The 15,801-nt window shown below is 59.2% G+C and carries 14 protein-coding genes and 3 tRNA genes; 2 read left to right on the forward strand and 15 right to left on the reverse strand.

The genetic code is table 11. The features are described from left to right. Positions 1 to 33 precede the first annotated feature (33 nt). The 3 genes from ampE to TK06_RS16705 form a co-directional block, all read right to left on the reverse strand. Positions 34 to 870, reverse strand: a complete 837-nt coding sequence (gene ampE / locus TK06_RS16695) for a regulatory signaling modulator protein AmpE (RefSeq protein ID WP_063322975.1) — start codon at positions 868 to 870, stop codon at positions 34 to 36. Continuing rightward, positions 867 to 1,427: a 1,6-anhydro-N-acetylmuramyl-L-alanine amidase AmpD gene (gene ampD / locus TK06_RS16700; protein WP_063322976.1), complete on the reverse strand. Its 561-nt coding sequence runs from the start codon at positions 1,425 to 1,427 to the stop codon at positions 867 to 869. The genes ampE and ampD overlap by 4 nt, the downstream gene beginning before the upstream one ends. A 64-nt stretch (positions 1,428 to 1,491) precedes the next feature. Beyond that, positions 1,492 to 3,705 carry a DUF1631 domain-containing protein gene (locus TK06_RS16705; RefSeq protein ID WP_063322977.1) on the reverse strand — a complete coding sequence of 738 codons (2,214 nt, stop codon included), beginning with the start codon at positions 3,703 to 3,705 and terminating at the stop codon, positions 1,492 to 1,494. Between the two features lie 226 nt (positions 3,706 to 3,931). Between TK06_RS16705 and nadC the strand changes: the two genes are divergently transcribed. Next, complete coding sequence (gene nadC, locus TK06_RS16710) at positions 3,932 to 4,780, forward strand: carboxylating nicotinate-nucleotide diphosphorylase (protein WP_063322978.1); 849 nt, start codon at positions 3,932 to 3,934, stop codon at positions 4,778 to 4,780. 98 nt (positions 4,781 to 4,878) lie between these two features. Here nadC and TK06_RS16715 read toward each other — a convergent pair whose 3' ends face one another. Beyond that, complete coding sequence (locus TK06_RS16715; protein WP_053213286.1) at positions 4,879 to 5,184, reverse strand: DUF6388 family protein; 306 nt, start codon at positions 5,182 to 5,184, stop codon at positions 4,879 to 4,881. A 305-nt stretch (positions 5,185 to 5,489) separates the two neighbouring features. Between TK06_RS16715 and TK06_RS16720 the strand changes: the two genes are divergently transcribed. Next, positions 5,490 to 6,038, forward strand: coding sequence for a hypothetical protein (locus tag TK06_RS16720; RefSeq protein ID WP_063322979.1), 549 nt, complete (start codon positions 5,490 to 5,492; stop codon positions 6,036 to 6,038). A 10-nt stretch (positions 6,039 to 6,048) separates the two neighbouring features. On the opposite strand, the gene TK06_RS16725 is transcribed toward TK06_RS16720, so the two are convergent. The 11 genes from TK06_RS16725 to secG form a co-directional block, all read right to left on the reverse strand. Continuing rightward, positions 6,049 to 6,124: transfer RNA gene (locus TK06_RS16725), tRNA-Thr, on the reverse strand. Between the two features lie 125 nt (positions 6,125 to 6,249). Then, on the reverse strand, positions 6,250 to 8,355 hold the full coding sequence (gene pnp / locus TK06_RS16730) for a polyribonucleotide nucleotidyltransferase (protein ID WP_003197725.1): 2,106 nt from the start codon (positions 8,353 to 8,355) through the stop codon (positions 6,250 to 6,252). Between the two features lie 194 nt (positions 8,356 to 8,549). Further along, the gene (gene rpsO, locus TK06_RS16735) at positions 8,550 to 8,819 is read right to left on the reverse strand and encodes a 30S ribosomal protein S15 (RefSeq protein WP_011332409.1); all 270 of its coding nucleotides are present in this window, start codon (positions 8,817 to 8,819) and stop codon (positions 8,550 to 8,552) included. Between the two features lie 143 nt (positions 8,820 to 8,962). Next, on the reverse strand, positions 8,963 to 9,880 hold the full coding sequence (gene truB / locus TK06_RS16740) for a tRNA pseudouridine(55) synthase TruB (protein ID WP_063322980.1): 918 nt from the start codon (positions 9,878 to 9,880) through the stop codon (positions 8,963 to 8,965). Between the two features lie 4 nt (positions 9,881 to 9,884). Beyond that, on the reverse strand, positions 9,885 to 10,286 hold the full coding sequence (gene rbfA / locus TK06_RS16745) for a 30S ribosome-binding factor RbfA (protein ID WP_003177871.1): 402 nt from the start codon (positions 10,284 to 10,286) through the stop codon (positions 9,885 to 9,887). A gap of 159 nt (positions 10,287 to 10,445) precedes the next feature. Continuing rightward, complete coding sequence (gene infB, locus TK06_RS16750) at positions 10,446 to 12,965, reverse strand: translation initiation factor IF-2 (protein ID WP_063322981.1); 2,520 nt, start codon at positions 12,963 to 12,965, stop codon at positions 10,446 to 10,448. A 27-nt stretch (positions 12,966 to 12,992) separates the two neighbouring features. Then, on the reverse strand, positions 12,993 to 14,474 hold the full coding sequence (gene nusA, locus TK06_RS16755) for a transcription termination factor NusA (RefSeq protein ID WP_003177868.1): 1,482 nt from the start codon (positions 14,472 to 14,474) through the stop codon (positions 12,993 to 12,995). A 59-nt stretch (positions 14,475 to 14,533) separates the two neighbouring features. After that, positions 14,534 to 14,992 (reverse strand): ribosome maturation factor RimP, encoded by a 459-nt coding sequence (rimP, locus tag TK06_RS16760; RefSeq protein ID WP_013692254.1) that lies wholly within the window; start codon positions 14,990 to 14,992, stop codon positions 14,534 to 14,536. A gap of 140 nt (positions 14,993 to 15,132) precedes the next feature. Continuing rightward, positions 15,133 to 15,209: transfer RNA gene (locus TK06_RS16765), tRNA-Met, on the reverse strand. Positions 15,210 to 15,306: 97 nt separating this feature from the next. Then, positions 15,307 to 15,392, reverse strand: a tRNA-Leu gene (locus TK06_RS16770). A 21-nt stretch (positions 15,393 to 15,413) separates the two neighbouring features. Next, a complete protein-coding gene (gene secG, locus TK06_RS30970; protein WP_003197714.1) occupies positions 15,414 to 15,797 on the reverse strand; it encodes a preprotein translocase subunit SecG in 384 nt (127 codons plus the stop codon). Positions 15,798 to 15,801 lie beyond the last annotated feature (4 nt).

Below are 15,801 nucleotides of genomic sequence, written 5' to 3' on the forward strand. Positions count from 1 at the left end.
CCCTCGCCACAGAAAGCATCTTGACGACAGCTGTCAGGCCAACACCGTCCACAACGCAAACCCGGCATACCAGAGCACCGCCGCACGCAGCAGCAATTCCCAGAGACGGTCCAGGCTGTTGATGCCGTCCGGTCCGGCGACGGGCCGGGGGATCTCGCCTGCCACCAGGCCGACCTTGTCGATAAGGTCGGCGGCGCTGATATTCCAGTTCAGCAGTTCATGCAACATGACCCGGCTGACCGCGACGAAATTCCCCACCAGGGCGAAGCTTGCCGCCAGCAACCGCACCGGCACCCAATCGAAGGCATGGCGCATTTGTGCGGCCCGCTCGGCCACACCGGGGTTCTGGCTGTGCTCGGCGGCCAGCGCCAGCAGCCGATAGCTCAAGGCCGCGACCGGGCCCAACACGAAGTACCAGAAAATCACCGCAAAGAAGCTCTGGTAGGCCTGCCACAACAAATGCCCCTGGACACGCTCCAGCAACTGCTCACCGTCATTGGCTTCAATGTCCAGGTCGCGCTTGGCGACATGGGCCGCCGCTTGCAGGTCTTCCCGACGCCACGCATCGCGAAACGGCCCGAGGCCGGCCAGCAGATCACCGCGCCCCAGGCTGTAAATCACCACCAGCAAATGCACTGGCAGCGCCAACAGACCGTAGGCCACCGGCTCCAGCACCCAGAGCAGCAACGCCAGCAGCGCCACGGGTAGCAAAACCATCACCGTCAGCACCAGCCAGGGTCGGTTGACCCAACGTGGGCTCGCCTCGAGCTTGTTCAGCTCATGCAGCCAACCGCCGTCACGCTGGACCCGCTGGCGCAAGGCCGAGAACTTCTCGATCCAGACGGCCAGCAGCAACACCAGAAAACTCATTGTCCTTCCCCTTCTGTCAGGGCCGCGCGATAGCGCACCCAGTCGAATGCCGGTCCCGGATCGGTCTTGCGCCCCGGGGCGATGTCGCTGTGCCCGCAGATACGCTGCACAGTGATCGCCCTGAACGCCGCTTGCAACTGCCGGGTCAGGTCCACCAATGCGACATATTGCGCGTCGGTGAACGGCAGATCATCCGTGCCTTCGAGTTCGATGCCCAGGGAAAAATCATTACAAGCCTCACGCCCCTCGAAGCACGAGACCCCCGCATGCCACGCGCGATCCAGACAAGAGACAAATTGGGTCACGGCGCCGTCACGCTCGATCAGGAAATGCGCAGAGACACGCAGGTCGGCGATACCGACAAAGTAGGGATGTTCCGTGACATCCAGACGATTCTGGAAGAACTCCTGCACCTTGCCCGTGGCGAATTGTGCCGGTGGCAGGCTGATATTGTGGATCACCAGCAGGGAGATTTCGCCCTCGGGGCGCGCATTGAAGTTGGGCGATGGGCAATGACGCACCCCCTCGCACCAACCGCTCGCGGAGTCCAACTGCATACAGGTTCCTTCGATGACGACGGTGAATGCCGCCAGTATGCCGTGATCGGACCGGGCCGCGCGATCACTTGCCGCGATTGAGCTGGCGCAGATTGCCCAGCACCGACTCCAGCGCGCGGTCGAACAACAGGGTGTCGTCCAGCAGCCGCGCCGCGCCACGGCGAAACTCCAGGGCCAGGCTGGTGCGGCTGTGCTCCAGCACCTTGAGGCCAGTGCGGTTGACGAAGACGTATTTGCCGGTGGCCTCGATGATCGCCGCCAGCTTGCAACGCAGGGTGTTGTCATCGTCCTCCTGGAACTCGACCCAGCTTCCCAGGTGCAACTGGTCGACCTGCAGCAGACCCACGTCATCGGCCGGCAAATGCACCGCTACGCTCTCCCCCGCCGACTTTTGAGGGGGCCGCAAGACGATTTTCTCCAGCACCTCGACCATGACCGGTGAAGTGAACGACTCGGCCTGTTCCGTCGCTTGGCCGGTGCGCTCGAGCGCCTGCACATGCAGGGCTTCCAGCTCACTGAAAAACTCGCTGGTGGCGAACGGATCGAACGCCGAGCGACTCAAGCCTTCACGCAGGGCCTTGAGCAGTTCGGGCACTATCGCCAGCAAACGCAGGCCGGCATCGGGTTCATCATGAGGCTGGACGCTCCAGATCAATTGCTCCAGGGTCAAGACGTCGGCCTGCCACTCGGCGGAATACTTGCCATGCTTGAAGCACGTCAGCAGCAACACCTGGCTCCAGGCGTGTTGCACGAACTCCACCACCGCTTGTGGCAGGACTTTGCCCAACATCACCTGGTTCAGCGCCCCTTCGACGCGCTGGCGCGCCAGTTCGGCCTTGGCCCGGCCCTCTTCGGCATCGCGGATGCGCTGTTCGAGCAGCTCACTGCGGCGCCGCTCGTCACTGGTGAAGGCCAGGAAGTCGGCCAGCAACTCGGAGAAAATCGCCGGGTCATCGACAAAATCATTCAATAAGCGCTGCACCACCTGCTCGATGCGCAGGTAGAGGCTGTCGCGCTGATGATCGTCGCAATCCCCCCAGCCCATGGCCGCAGCCGCGATTTCGTTAAGCAGTCGCCGGGCCGGATGATTGCCGCGGCTGAAGAAACTCTTGTCCTGCACCGCGACCTTGAGCATCGGGATTTGCAGACGGCCGATCAGGGCCTTGAAGGAGTCTGGCAGGTTGTGATCGTCGAGGATGAATTCGAACATCATCGAGATCAGGTTGATCACGTCTTCATCGGCGCCTTCGACCACGCGAGACTTGCCACTCCTGACGCTGACCCGGGTCAACAGTTGTTCGAGCTGGCTACGCAAATCGAACTCGTCGTGAACGGCAGGCGCCGGCACGTATTGCTGTAAATGAGAGAGCAGCCGCAGCAGGTCACGGGTAGAAATCGGCTGGGGCGGCGCGCTGAGCTCCAAGGTCGGCGCCACAGTGCCACGCACCTGCATCAACAGTTTCTGCAAGGCGGCAAACACTTCCTGCACGCTGTCATCCACCTCGGCATCGCTGGGCTTGGCAGCTATCTCGGCGTTGGGCCTGGGGTTATCCTCGGTGCGATCCGACGCCCGGCGCGCCAGCGTGACCTTGAGCTCTGGCAGGATGCCGGTGGCGGCCAGCAACTGGTTGGCCTCGGTATAGAGTTGGTCGCAATCGCTGAGCACATAACGCTCGAACAGCTTGAGCAGGATCAGCTTGACCTTGATTCCCACGCCTAGGTTGCGCCCGGCCTGCAGGAACTTCTCGCACAGCAATGCCGGGCTCAGGGGATTGTGCTGATTGGCCAGCGGTCGGGCCAGCAGCACACTGAGCCGGGCCGTCAGTTGTTCCAGCGACACGCCATCGCGCCTGAGCACCCGAGTGACCATCGCCTCGACCGCCAGATGCCGCTCCAGGTCGTCCTGGGAGCGCTGTATTTGGCTGTCGGGCGCCAGGTTCGGCGCCAAGCTGGCGTGGGTCAGGTCGTATTGGACGAGGCTGACGAAGGTCTCGAAAAACTGCTCGATGAATTCACGCTCGATGCTTTTACGCTTCAGGCGCAAGTCCCGCATGGCCTCGAAGTACAGGTTCTGCTCGACGTCGTCGCGCGCCCGGTCGGCCATTTCAAACAAGGTGTCGTCGGCATTATCGAACAACCCCTGCAAGCCCAGGCGCAACTGCTGGGCGGCCTTGTCGCGAACCTGAAGCAGAATCACAGGCAGGCGGGCGAGCGGCGATGGGCTCGCCTGATCGGTAGCGACCTTGTGCAAAGGCACTACATTCCCGTCGTTGTGCATCCTGGCCTCCTGAAACGGCTTTCTGCGGCTCGCAACGTCAAAGCTATGACGTCAATCGAAAGGCGGATTATCGGGTAAAACAGCCCTGTCGTACCAGCACACTCTGTGATCCATCTCGAAATACGGCGCAATAAGTGACCTGGGAAATAAGGAAATGTTGCGAGGACGCGACCAAATGCAGGTTTCGACACCCTATAATCAGGCCACTTTGTTTGTGGAGCCCGTTATGCCGAATCTACGCCTCGCCGATCTGACCGCCGAAATCGAAGCCAACGTGCGCCGTGCGTTGCTTGAAGACATCGGCAGCGGCGACATCACCGCGCAACTGATCCCCGCCGAACGCCTGGCCAAGGCCACCATCATCACCCGTGACGCGGCAATCATCAGTGGCACGGCCTGGGTCGATGCCGTGTTCCGGCAACTGGACCCGCGTGTCGCGGTACATTGGCAAGTGCACGACGGCGACCGGGTCAACCCCGATCAAGTGCTGTTCCACCTGGAAGGCCCGGCCCGCTCGCTGCTGACCGGCGAACGCAGCGCGCTGAACTTCCTGCAAATGCTTTCCGGCGTTGCCACGCGGGCCCGTTACCTGGCCGACTTTGTCGCCGGCACGCAGGTCAAGCTGCTGGACACCCGCAAGACTCTGCCCGGCCTGCGCCTGGCCCAGAAGTATGCGGTCACCTGCGGTGGCTGCCATAACCACCGCATCGGCCTGTACGATGCGTTCCTGATCAAGGAAAACCACATCGCTGCCTGCGGCGGGATCGCCCAGGCCATCGCTGCCGCCCACAAGATCGCACCGGGCAAACCGGTGGAAGTCGAAGTGGAAAGCCTGGCGGAATTGAAAGAAGCGCTTGCGGCCGACGCCGACATCATCATGCTCGACGAACTGAGCCTGGACGACATGCGTGAAGCCGTACGCCTCAATGGCGGCAAGGCGAAGCTGGAGGCCAGCGGCGGGATCAACGAAAGCACGTTGCGCCCGATTGCCGAGACCGGGGTGGACTACATCTCGATCGGCGCGATGACCAAGGATGTGAAGGCGGTGGACCTGTCGATGCGGCTCAGTATCTGAGCAGCAGTGGCGAGCTTCAAGCTGCAAGCTTCAAGCGGTTCGACGCTTGCCTTGCAGCTTGAAACTTGAAACTTGAAGCTTGAAGCTTGAAGCTGCTTCTAAACTACAAGATTATTCATCTCGCAGTACTCATCCCATTCCACACCCAGCACCTCGGCCGCTTCCTTGTGCAACGCAAGGCGCTGTGCCTCGAATTCCTCAGGCGTGCTGGTGTACTTGAGCGTCAACTCCCAAGGCTGCAGCCCCTGGGCTTCGGCCTCGTCCTCGAATGCCCATTGGATCTGGTCTTTCTGATCGTCGGCGGGCAAGTCCTTGATCTCTTCCAGCAACTGGGGCGCGTCCAGTACGTATTTTTTCAGCGCTTCTTCGTGCCTGGCTTCTTGGGTCAATGCTTTAACGGTCATGGCGTTCTCGCTGATCTGGGGAATGGAAGATGGATCTGGATCATCAAGGATCTCTCTGACGCAAAAAACCGTGTGAAGCCCGGTTTATCTGGCCTTCAGAACCATTCGGGGATCATCTGAAAACTGCTGGGCGATGCGCATGCAGGCAACGAATATAGGACGTTTTGCCGACGATTTACACGGTTCTTTACATCTATCTCACAAAAAAAACCTGGGTAGAAGAAGCGCTGCGGGCTTTGGAACATCTGTCAAAATAACCAGTCATAGCCATGTGCCATACCGGCACCTCACAAGGAACCCCAGTGATGCGCAGCTTTTCGAAACGCTCCTCGATCCCACTTGCCACCGCGACTTTGCTGCTTGGCAGCCTGACCTTGACTGACGTTGCTCAAGCGGCGGTTGAGGTCTCCTCCGATGGGCCGTCTTACCACGACTTTATTCCCGCCCTTCATTACGACCAATCCGATAAGTACAAGCTCGTCAAGACCGATGTCAGCGCCAGCGTCCTGGAAAGCCTGCCGAAAAGCGTGAAGAACAACACCGACGAACTGGAAAACCAGAAGCGCACCCTCAGCGAACAGGCTGGTCAGATCGAAGAACTCAAGCGCAACAGCGGGTCCAGCTCCTCGTCCAGCAGCAAGGAGATTGACGAGCTCAAGCGCACCATCAAGGAACAGGAACGCGACCTGAACGACCTTGGCAAGCAAGTGGAAGAACTCAAGCGCAATAGCGGCTCCAGTTCGAGTTCAAGCAACAGCGAGATTTCGTCCCTGAAACGGGAACTCAGCGATCAGGATAGAGAGATGGACCAGCTCAAACGCACGGTCGAGGAACTGAGCAGGAAGGTGAAATAACGAGGAGAGATGGTGCCCGAGACAGGAATCGAACCTGCGACCTTCGCGTTACGAGTGCGCTGCTCTACCGACTGAGCTACACGGGCGGTGGCTAAACCTAGCATCGTCCCCTGTGGCCAGGCAACCCGCGACACAGGGATTTTCACCACATAGCAAAACGCCCCGAACCAGTCGGGGCGCTTGCTTGTTCAGCGGCTAGGCGAAGGGGTGATTAAACGCCCGATGCCTTGGCTGCTGCGACGTCCTTGATGGACAGCTTGATACGGCCGCGGTTGTCCACGTCCAGTACCAGCACTTCCACTTCCTGGCCTTCTTTCAGGATGTCGGTCACTTTCTCGACGCGAGCATCGCTCAGCATGGAGATGTGAACCAGACCGTCCTTGCCCGGCAGGATGTTGACGAACGCGCCGAAGTCGACGATGCGTTCAACCTTGCCGACGTAGATCTTGCCGATCTCGGCTTCTGCGGTGATACCCAGGACGCGCTGGCGTGCTGCTTCTGCCGCTTCCTTGGTTTCGCCGAAGATCTTGATCGAACCGTCGTCTTCGATGTCGATCGAAGCCTTGGTTTCTTCACAGATCGCACGGATGGTCGCGCCGCCTTTACCGATGACATCACGGATTTTGTCGGTGTCGATTTTCATCGCGATCATGGTCGGAGCGTTTTCCGACAGCTCGGTACGGGACTGACCGATGATCTGGTTCATCTGACCAAGGATGTTCAGGCGCGCTTCCAGGGCCTGGCCCAGGGCGATTTCCATGATCTCTTCGGTGATGCCCTTGATCTTGATGTCCATCTGCAGTGCGGTGACGCCTTTGGCGGTACCGGCCACTTTGAAGTCCATGTCGCCCAAGTGGTCTTCGTCACCCAGGATGTCGGTCAGGACGGCGAATTTCTCGCCTTCCTTGACCAGACCCATGGCGATACCGGCAACCGGCGCCTTCATCGGCACACCGGCGTCCATCAGGGCCAGGGAAGCGCCGCAGACCGAAGCCATCGAACTCGAACCGTTGGACTCGGTGATTTCCGATACCACGCGAATGGTGTACGGGAACACGTCAGCGGCAGGCAGCATGGCCTGGACCGAACGACGGGCCAGACGGCCGTGACCGATTTCGCGACGACCGGCGCCACCCATGCGACCACACTCGCCCACCGAGAACGGCGGGAAGTTGTAGTGCAGCATGAACGGGTCTTTCTTTTCGCCTTCCAGGGTGTCCAGCAGTTGCGCGTCACGGGCGGTGCCCAGTGTTGCAACGACCAGGGCCTGGGTTTCGCCACGGGTGAACAGTGCCGAACCGTGGGTCTTTGGCAGAACGCCAACTTCGATGTTCAGCGGACGTACGGTACGGGTGTCGCGACCGTCGATACGCGGCTTGCCGTTGACGATGTTTTCGCGAACGGTGCGGTATTCGATTTCACCGAAAGCGGCTTTGACGTCGCTGGCCGATGGCTGGCCTTCTTCGCCGGACAGCTTGGCAACGACCTGGTCTTTCAGCTCGCCCAGGCGTGCATAACGGTCGGCCTTGACGGTGATGGTGTAGGCCTGGGAGATCGCTTCGCCGAACTCGGCACGGATCGCGCCCAGCAACTCGGTGGCTTCGGCTTGCGGAGCCCAGGTCCAGGTTGGCTTGGCGGCTTCGGCGGCCAGTTCCTTGACGGCGTTGATCACCACCTGGAACTCGTCGTGGGCGAACAGTACGGCGCCCAGCATCTGGTCTTCGGTCAGTTCCTTGGCTTCGGATTCAACCATCAGCACGGCTTCGGAAGTACCGGCCACGACCATGTCCAGGCTCGAGGCTTTCAGTTGCTCGTAGGTCGGGTTCAGCAGGTAGCCGGTGCTTTCGTGGAACGCAACGCGGGCAGCGCCGATCGGGCCATCGAAAGGAATGCCGGAGATCGCCAGGGCAGCCGAGGTACCGATCATCGCTGCGATGTCCGGATCGGTTTTCTTGCTGGTGGACACGACGGTGCAGACAACCTGCACTTCGTTCATGAAGCCTTCTGGGAACAGCGGACGGATCGGACGGTCGATCAGTCGGGAAGTCAGGGTTTCTTTCTCGGAAGGACGGCCTTCGCGCTTGAAGAAACCGCCAGGGATCTTACCGGCAGCGTAAGTCTTTTCCTGGTAGTGAACAGACAGAGGGAAGAAGCCCTTGCCTGGATCGGCTTGCTTGGCACCGACAACGGTCACCAATACGCTGACGTCGTCGTCAACGGTGACCAGCACTGCGCCGGAGGCCTGACGGGCGATACGGCCAGTCTCGAGGGTAACGGTCGACTGACCGAACTGGAATTTTTTGATTACCGGGTTCACGGTGTCCTACCTTCTTTGTGGCTCTTGGGGAACTTGTCTTCTTGCGAAATTCTTGGGCAATGACGGGAATCGGCCCGACGTTTGTCCAGGGTAAAGCGTGTATCCAGATAAAACTTGAGGCTGGGAGCCTGCCATGCGCCAGCGGGAAACCCACTGACGTACGACAGACCACCAACCTCTAGCGCAATCGCTGATTAGCGACGCAGACCCAGGCGAGCGATCAGAGCGCTGTAACGGCTCACGTCCTTGCCTTTCAGGTAGTCCAGCAGCTTACGACGCTGGTTTACCATGCGGATCAGACCACGACGGGAGTGGTGATCCTTACCGTTGGCCTTGAAGTGACCTTGCAGTTTGTTGATGTTGGCGGTCAGCAGTGCAACTTGCACTTCTGGCGAACCAGTGTCACCAACAGCTTGCTGGTAGTCAGCTACGATTTGAGCTTTTTCTTGAACGTCGAGAGCCATGAGGCAATCCTTTTAGTCAGGAAACTGTTCCGAGGAAACAGCTTCAACAGGCCAGGGACAAATCCCTGTATCTATAAATGAGTAGTGACCGTGCCTGTTAACAGCCACACTCGCCAACCTGCTGTTACGCAGGCTGGTTCCGGTCATTCCGACCGAATCAGTCGACGCGGCGCAATGCGCCCGTCTTCGCTCACTTCACCTATACCGATGAAGCGACCATTATGATCCTGTACCCGGACCATGCCGAACTTCGGCGCATCCGGGGCACGTACCGGCTGGCCATTGAGCCAGTAGAACGCGCTGTGTTCCGAGAACTGCAACAGCGGCCAATCCAGCAACCCGCTGTCCGATGGCATCAGGAAACGGTCGACCGCTTCGTTGCCGCCTTCGGCATGGACCGCTTCAAGCTCTTCCAGCGTGACCGTCTGGGCCAACGTGAAAGGCCCGGCCTGGGTCCGTCGCAATTCTGCCACGTACGCACCACAGCCGAGCTGTTCACCAATATCCTCCACCAGGGTCCGGATATAGGTGCCCTTGCTGCAATCCACGGCCAGCCGCACAGTATTACCGTCAAAGGCCAGCAATTCCAAGCGCGCAATAGTAACAGAACGCGGTTCACGCTCCACTACTTCGCCTGCACGAGCCAGTTTATACAGCGGTTGGCCATCACGCTTCAGAGCCGAGTACATCGGCGGTATCTGACTGATTTGCCCGCGAAATTTCGGCAACACCGCTTCGATATCGGCCTGACCAACGGTCACCGGGCGTTCGAGCAAAACCTCACCTTCGGCATCCGCCGTGGTGGTTGTCTTGCCCAGTTGCGCCAGGGTTTCATAACCCTTGTCGGAATCGAGCAGGTACTGGGAAAACTTGGTCGCCTCGCCAAAGCACAGCGGCAGCACGCCGGTGGCCAGCGGATCGAGGCTACCGGTGTGCCCGGCCTTTTCAGCATTGAGCAGCCAGCGAACCTTCTGCAACGCCGCGTTGGACGTGAACCCCAGCGGCTTGTCGAGCAGGATGATGCCGCTGACGTTACGACGGATACGTTTGACCTGAGCCACCGAATTACTCCTTGGTGTCTTCAGGTTCAGCCGCAACCGGGTGCTGACTGTCTTCAGCCACGGCGCGTTCGATCAACGCCGACAGATGCGCACCACGCACGACGCTTTCGTCGTAGTGGAAGTGCAACTGTGGGACGCTGCGCAGCTTCATCTCCCGGGCCAGCTGCATACGCAGGAAGCCGGCGGCCGAGTTGAGCACCTTGATGCTCTGGGCGATTTCTTCGGCGCTGTCCTGGCCCATCACGGTGATGAAAATCTTCGCATGACCAACGTCACGGCTGACTTCCACTGCGGTAATGGTGACCAGGCCGACGCGCGGGTCTTTGACTTCGCGACGGATCAGTTGGGCCAGCTCGCGCTGCATCTGATCGCCGATTCGTTGGGTACGGCTGTATTCTTTTGCCATGTCTTGTTACCTGTTACTGCCCCACGGTGAAACCCGCGAGGTCTGAAAGCGGCAAACGCCCGGCCTGGCAAAAGCCAGACCGGGCGTTGCATTTAGAGTCCGCCAACCAGGCAGTGCATGTTCATGCGGCTGCCCGGTGCGGCTCTTGAAGTGCGCGAGTCAGAGGCTGCGAGCAACCTGGACCTTCTCGAAGACTTCGATCTTGTCGCCGACCTTGACGTCGTTGTAGCTCTTGACGCCAATACCGCACTCCATGCCGGCACGTACTTCGGAAGCGTCATCCTTGAAGCGGCGCAAGGATTCCAGCTCGCCTTCGAAGATCACGATGTCTTCACGCAGTACACGGATCGGACGGTTACGGTGAACAACACCCTCGATCACCATGCAACCGGCGATGGCACCAAACTTCGGCGAACGGAACACGTCGCGAACTTCGGCCACGCCCAGGATGTTCTCCCGCACGTCGCTGCCCAGCATACCGGTCAACGCTTTCTTGACGTCTTCGATGATGTCGTAGATCACGTTGTAGTAACGCATATCCAGGCCTTCCTGCTCGACGATCTTGCGCGCGCCGGCATCGGCACGCACGTTGAAGCCGAACAGTACAGCGTTGGAGGCCAGTGCCAGGTTGGCGTCGGATTCGGTGATACCACCGACACCGCCACCGACCACACGCACTTGCACTTCGTCGTTACCCAGGCCGTTCAAGGCACCGTTCAACGCTTCGAGCGAACCACGGACGTCGGATTTGAGGACGATGTTGAGCGTCTTCTTCTCTTCCTGACCCATGTTCTCGAAGATGTTTTCCAGCTTGCCAGCGTGAGCACGAGCCAGTTTGACTTCGCGGAACTTGCCTTGACGGAACAGAGCCACTTCACGGGCTTTCTTCTCGTCAGCCACAACGCTCATCTCGTCGCCAGCATCCGGGGTGCCGTCCAGGCCGAGGATCTCGACCGGGATAGCCGGACCGGCTTCCTTGATGGACTTGCCGTTCTCGTCGAGCATGGCGCGCACGCGGCCATAGTTCGAGCCGACCAGCACCATGTCGCCTTGACGCAGCGTACCGTCCTGTACCAGGACGGTCGCAACCGGGCCACGACCCTTGTCGAGACGGGACTCAACGACCACACCACGGCCTGGGGCCGAAGGTGTAGCGGTCAGTTCCAGGACTTCGGCTTGCAACAGAACGGCTTCGAGCAGTTCGTCAACGCCGGTACCCATCTTCGCGGAGACCGGTACGAATGGAGTGTCGCCACCCCACTCTTCGGAAGTCACACCGTGCACCGACAGTTCGCTACGGATGCGATCGAGATCGGCGCCCGGCTTGTCGATTTTGTTCACCGCAACCACCAGCGGCACGCCAGCTGCCTGGGCATGCTGAACGGCTTCGATGGTTTGCGGCATCACGCCGTCGTCCGCTGCAACCACCAGGATCACGATGTCGGTTGCCTTGGCACCACGGGCACGCATCGCGGTAAACGCGGCGTGACCCGGGGTGTCGAGGAACGTCACCATGCCGCGGTCGGTTTCAACGTGGTAGGCGCCGATGTGCTGGGTAATACCGCCAGCCTCACCTGCCGCAACCTTCGCACGACGAATATAGTCGAGCAGGGACGTTTTACCGTGGTCAACGTGACCCATGACGGTCACGACCGGTGCACGGGAAACCGCCTCACCTTCAAACTTCAGGGACTCGGCCAGGGAATCTTCCAGGGCGGTGTCGCTGACCAGGGTCACTTTGTGGCCCAGCTCTTCAGCAACCAGTTGGGCAGTTTCCTGGTCCAGTACCTGGTTGATGGTGGCTGGCGTACCCAGCTTGAACATGAACTTGATGATTTCAGCAGCCTTGACCGACATCTGTTGGGCCAGATCGCCCACAGTGATGGTCTCGCCGATCTTCACTTCACGCACGACAGGGCCGGTAGGGCTCTGGAAACCGTGGGCGTTGCGTTTCTTCAGCTTGGCCTTGCCGCGACCGCCACGACGGAAGCCGTCGCTTTCTTCGTCGGTGGTACGTGGCGCAACGCGTGGCGCTGGTGCCTTTTCCTTGACCGAAGCACGATGAGGCGCGTTCTTGCGCTCGCCATCGCCACTGCCACGACGGTTGTCGTCGGCACGTGGTTTGTCGGGACGACGCTGTTCGTCGCGCTTGCGAGTGTCGGCTGGAGCCGGAGCCGCAGCCACTACTGGAGCGGCTTCGCGCACAGGCTCGGCTACCGGGGCAACAGCCTCGACGGCTTCTACCGGAGCAGCTTGCGCAGCAGCAGGCTGGCGACGCGCTTCTTCTTCGGCGCGACGCTTGGCTTCTTCTTCAGCCTTCTGACGAGCAGCATTTTCTACTGCGCGACGTTCTTCCTGTTCGCGTTTGCGCTCGGCTTCGATTTCTTCCGGGCTGCGCTGTACGAAGACTTTCTTCTTGCGTACTTCAACGCTGATGCTTTTGCTACCGGCAACACGCAGGGTGCTGGTGGTTTTACGCTGCAGAGTGATCTTGCGCGGTTCTTCCACTTTCGCCTTGTGACTGCTCTTCAGGTGAGTCAGCAGGGACTGCTTCTCACTGTCGGTCACATGTTCCTCGGCGGCGGTGTGCGGCAGACCTGCCTCACGCATCTGCTGCAACAGGCGCTCTACCGGTGTTTTGACCTCATCGGCCAGTTGTTTCACCGTGACTTGCGTCATGCACTTCTCTCCTCAGGCCGCGCCTAATTACTCGAACCAGTGGGCTCGGGCGGCCATGATCAACTTGCCGGCACGATCATCGTCAATGCCGTCGATGTCGAGCAGATCGTCAATAGACTGCTCGGCCAGGTCTTCGCGGGTAATTACGCCGCGCACCGCCAGTTCCATCGCCAAATCCTTGTCCATACCCTCAAGCGAGAGCAGGTCTTCGGCCGGATGGGCGTCTGCCAGCTTTTCCTCAGTAGCGATGGCTTTGGTCAACAAACGATCCTTGGCCCGAGCGCGAAGCTCGTTGACGATCTCCTCGTCAAAGCCGTCGATGTTGAGCATTTCCTCCACCGGTACGTAGGCAATCTCTTCCAGGCTGGTAAAGCCCTCATCCACCAGCACCTGCGCCAGCTCTTCATCGACTTCAAGCTCTTCGATGAAGTTGCGCAGGATGTCGCCGGTTTCAGCTTGCTGTTTAGCCTGGATGTCCGATTCGGTCATCACGTTCAGGGTCCAGCCAGTCAACTGGCTGGCCAGACGTACGTTCTGACCACCGCGACCGATGGCCTGAGCCAGATTGTCTGCGCCAACGGCGATGTCCATGGCGTGGGCATCTTCGTCGACGATAATTGCCGCCACTTCAGCGGGCGACATGGCATTGATCACGAACTGAGCCGGGTTGTCGTCCCACAGGACGATGTCCACACGCTCGCCGCCCAACTCGCCGGATACGGCCTGGACACGCGAACCACGCATGCCGATGCAGGCACCTTGCGGGTCGATGCGCTTGTCCTTGGAGCGGACCGCGATCTTGGCACGCGAACCCGGATCACGGGAGGCGGCCATCACTTCGATCAGGCCTTCGGCAATTTCCGGCACTTCGATGCGGAACAACTCGATCAGCATTTCCGGCGCGGTACGCGACAGGATCAACTGCGGGCCGCGGTTCTCGGTGCGGATTTCCTTGAGCAGCGCACGCAAACGCACGCCGACCCGGAAAGTTTCGCGAGAGATGATGTCTTCGCGAGCCAGCAACGCTTCGGCGTTGTTGCCCAGGTCGACGATCACGTTGTCGCGGGTCACTTTTTTCACGGTGCCGGAGATGATTTCCCCCAGGCGCTCGCGATAAGCGTCGACCACTTGTGCACGCTCGGCTTCGCGAACTTTCTGCACGATGACCTGCTTGGCAGTCTGTGCAGCGATGCGACCGAACTCAATGGATTCGATTTTTTCTTCGACGACATCACCGACCTTGGCGCCCGGATGCGTTTCTGCAACCTTGCTCGGCCAGGTTTCGATAGCCGGATCATCCAGGTCGGCTTCCTCGACCACCGTCCAGCGACGGAAAGTCTCGTAGGCACCGGTGTGGCGATTGATTTCCACACGCAAATCAACTTCGTCTTCAAACCGCTTCTTGGTAGCAGTGGCCAGAGCCAGCTCCAGCGCTTCAAAAATAACGTTAGCCGGTACGCCCTTTTCATTGGATACCGACTCAACAACCAGCAGTACTTCTTTGCTCATCGTACGCCTCGCCTTTCGCAAGCCATTGGATCCGCGGGATCCGCAGTATCTGGCACGTATCAGTCAAAACTGGGAATAATGTTGGCCTTGTCGATCATATCGATCGGCAACAGGAACTCATGGTCATCTACCTGCACCACGACGTCCTGCTCTTCTACACCGCGCAGAAGGCCTTGGAAGTTGCGTCGACCTTCGAAAGGCGAGCGCAGCTTGATCTTCACTTGTTCACCGGCAAACGAAGCGAACTGTTCAAGTGTGAACAGGGGGCGCTCCATGCCAGGCGAGGAAACTTCAAGGGTGTATTCGGAGGTGATTGGATCTTCAACATCCAGTACACCGCTGATCTGACGGCTGACGATGGCGCAATCATCCACCAACACGCCGCCTTCCTTATCGATATAAACGCGCAACAGTGAGTGGCGACCTTGAGCCGAGAACTCAATACCCCAGCATTCATAGCCAAGGGCCACGACCACCGGGGCCAACAAGGCCTGCAACTGTTCTAGCTTGCTCGACACCTGAACCCCCTCGTGCATGTTTGTGCATGCTGTGCAAATAAAAAAAAATGGGCGAATCGCCCATCCCTGAAACGCCGTCGAATAGCGGCGTTATAAAGTGTCCAGCTAACAAAAAGCCCCTTGGAAGGGGCCCCTGAAACTGGTTGCGGGAGCCGGATTTGAACCGACGACCTTCGGGTTATGAGCCCGACGAGCTACCAGACTGCTCCATCCCGCGACAAAGCTGGGGCGGAAGTATACGACCGATCCCTTACAGGGTCAATGTAACCCTTCCACCTACAAGAAAGCCCGCAATCGCGGGCTCTCCTGATAATTGGTACCGAGAAGGGGACTCGAACCCCTACACCCTATGGGCACAACCACCTCAAGGTTGCGTGTCTACCAATTCCACCACCTCGGCAATACAGCGTTTGAAACCTTCTTACTTCTGCTCTTGAGCTGGAGGTACGTCAGTCGCCGGGTTGGCCGACTTTTGCTCTTGAAGCACCGGGACATCATCAGAAGCCGGTTGTTGCTTAGGCGCTTCCAGTACCGCTGGGTTTGGCAAACCTACTTGAGTCAGCTCATGAGCTTTCTCTTTAGCAAAGTAACCTAACCCTAAGCTGGTCATGAAGAAACCGGCGGCAAGTATAGCAGTAAACTTACTAAGAAAGGTAGAGGAACCTTGGCTTCCGAACACAGTATTTGAAGCACCTGCACCGAAAGACGCACCAGCATCCGCACCTTTACCCTGCTGCAGCAATACGAGGGCAACTACACCCAGTGCACCCAGCAGATGAAAAACGACTACGACTGTTTCCAGCATTTTT

The sequence above is a fragment of the Pseudomonas fluorescens genome (assembly GCF_001623525.1).
GTDB classification, from domain to species: Bacteria; Pseudomonadota; Gammaproteobacteria; order Pseudomonadales; family Pseudomonadaceae; genus Aquipseudomonas; species Aquipseudomonas fluorescens_Q.

Excerpts from the sequence above, each read along its gene's own strand:
- nadC (WP_063322978.1), top strand. The coding sequence starts at position 3,932 with ATGCCGAATCTACGCCTCGCCGATCTGACCGCCGAAATCGAAGCCAAC.
- TK06_RS16715 (WP_053213286.1), bottom strand. The coding sequence starts at position 5,184 with ATGACCGTTAAAGCATTGACCCAAGAAGCCAGGCACGAAGAAGCGCTG.
- ampE (WP_063322975.1), bottom strand. The coding sequence starts at position 870 with ATGAGTTTTCTGGTGTTGCTGCTGGCCGTCTGGATCGAGAAGTTCTCG.
- TK06_RS16705 (WP_063322977.1), bottom strand. The coding sequence starts at position 3,705 with ATGCACAACGACGGGAATGTAGTGCCTTTGCACAAGGTCGCTACCGAT.
- infB (WP_063322981.1), bottom strand. The coding sequence starts at position 12,965 with ATGACGCAAGTCACGGTGAAACAACTGGCCGATGAGGTCAAAACACCG.
- rpsO (WP_011332409.1), bottom strand. The coding sequence starts at position 8,819 with ATGGCTCTCGACGTTCAAGAAAAAGCTCAAATCGTAGCTGACTACCAG.
- nusA (WP_003177868.1), bottom strand. The coding sequence starts at position 14,474 with ATGAGCAAAGAAGTACTGCTGGTTGTTGAGTCGGTATCCAATGAAAAG.
- ampD (WP_063322976.1), bottom strand. The coding sequence starts at position 1,427 with ATGCAGTTGGACTCCGCGAGCGGTTGGTGCGAGGGGGTGCGTCATTGC.
- rbfA (WP_003177871.1), bottom strand. The coding sequence starts at position 10,286 with ATGGCAAAAGAATACAGCCGTACCCAACGAATCGGCGATCAGATGCAG.
- TK06_RS16720 (WP_063322979.1), top strand. The coding sequence starts at position 5,490 with ATGCGCAGCTTTTCGAAACGCTCCTCGATCCCACTTGCCACCGCGACT.
- secG (WP_003197714.1), bottom strand. The coding sequence starts at position 15,797 with ATGCTGGAAACAGTCGTAGTCGTTTTTCATCTGCTGGGTGCACTGGGT.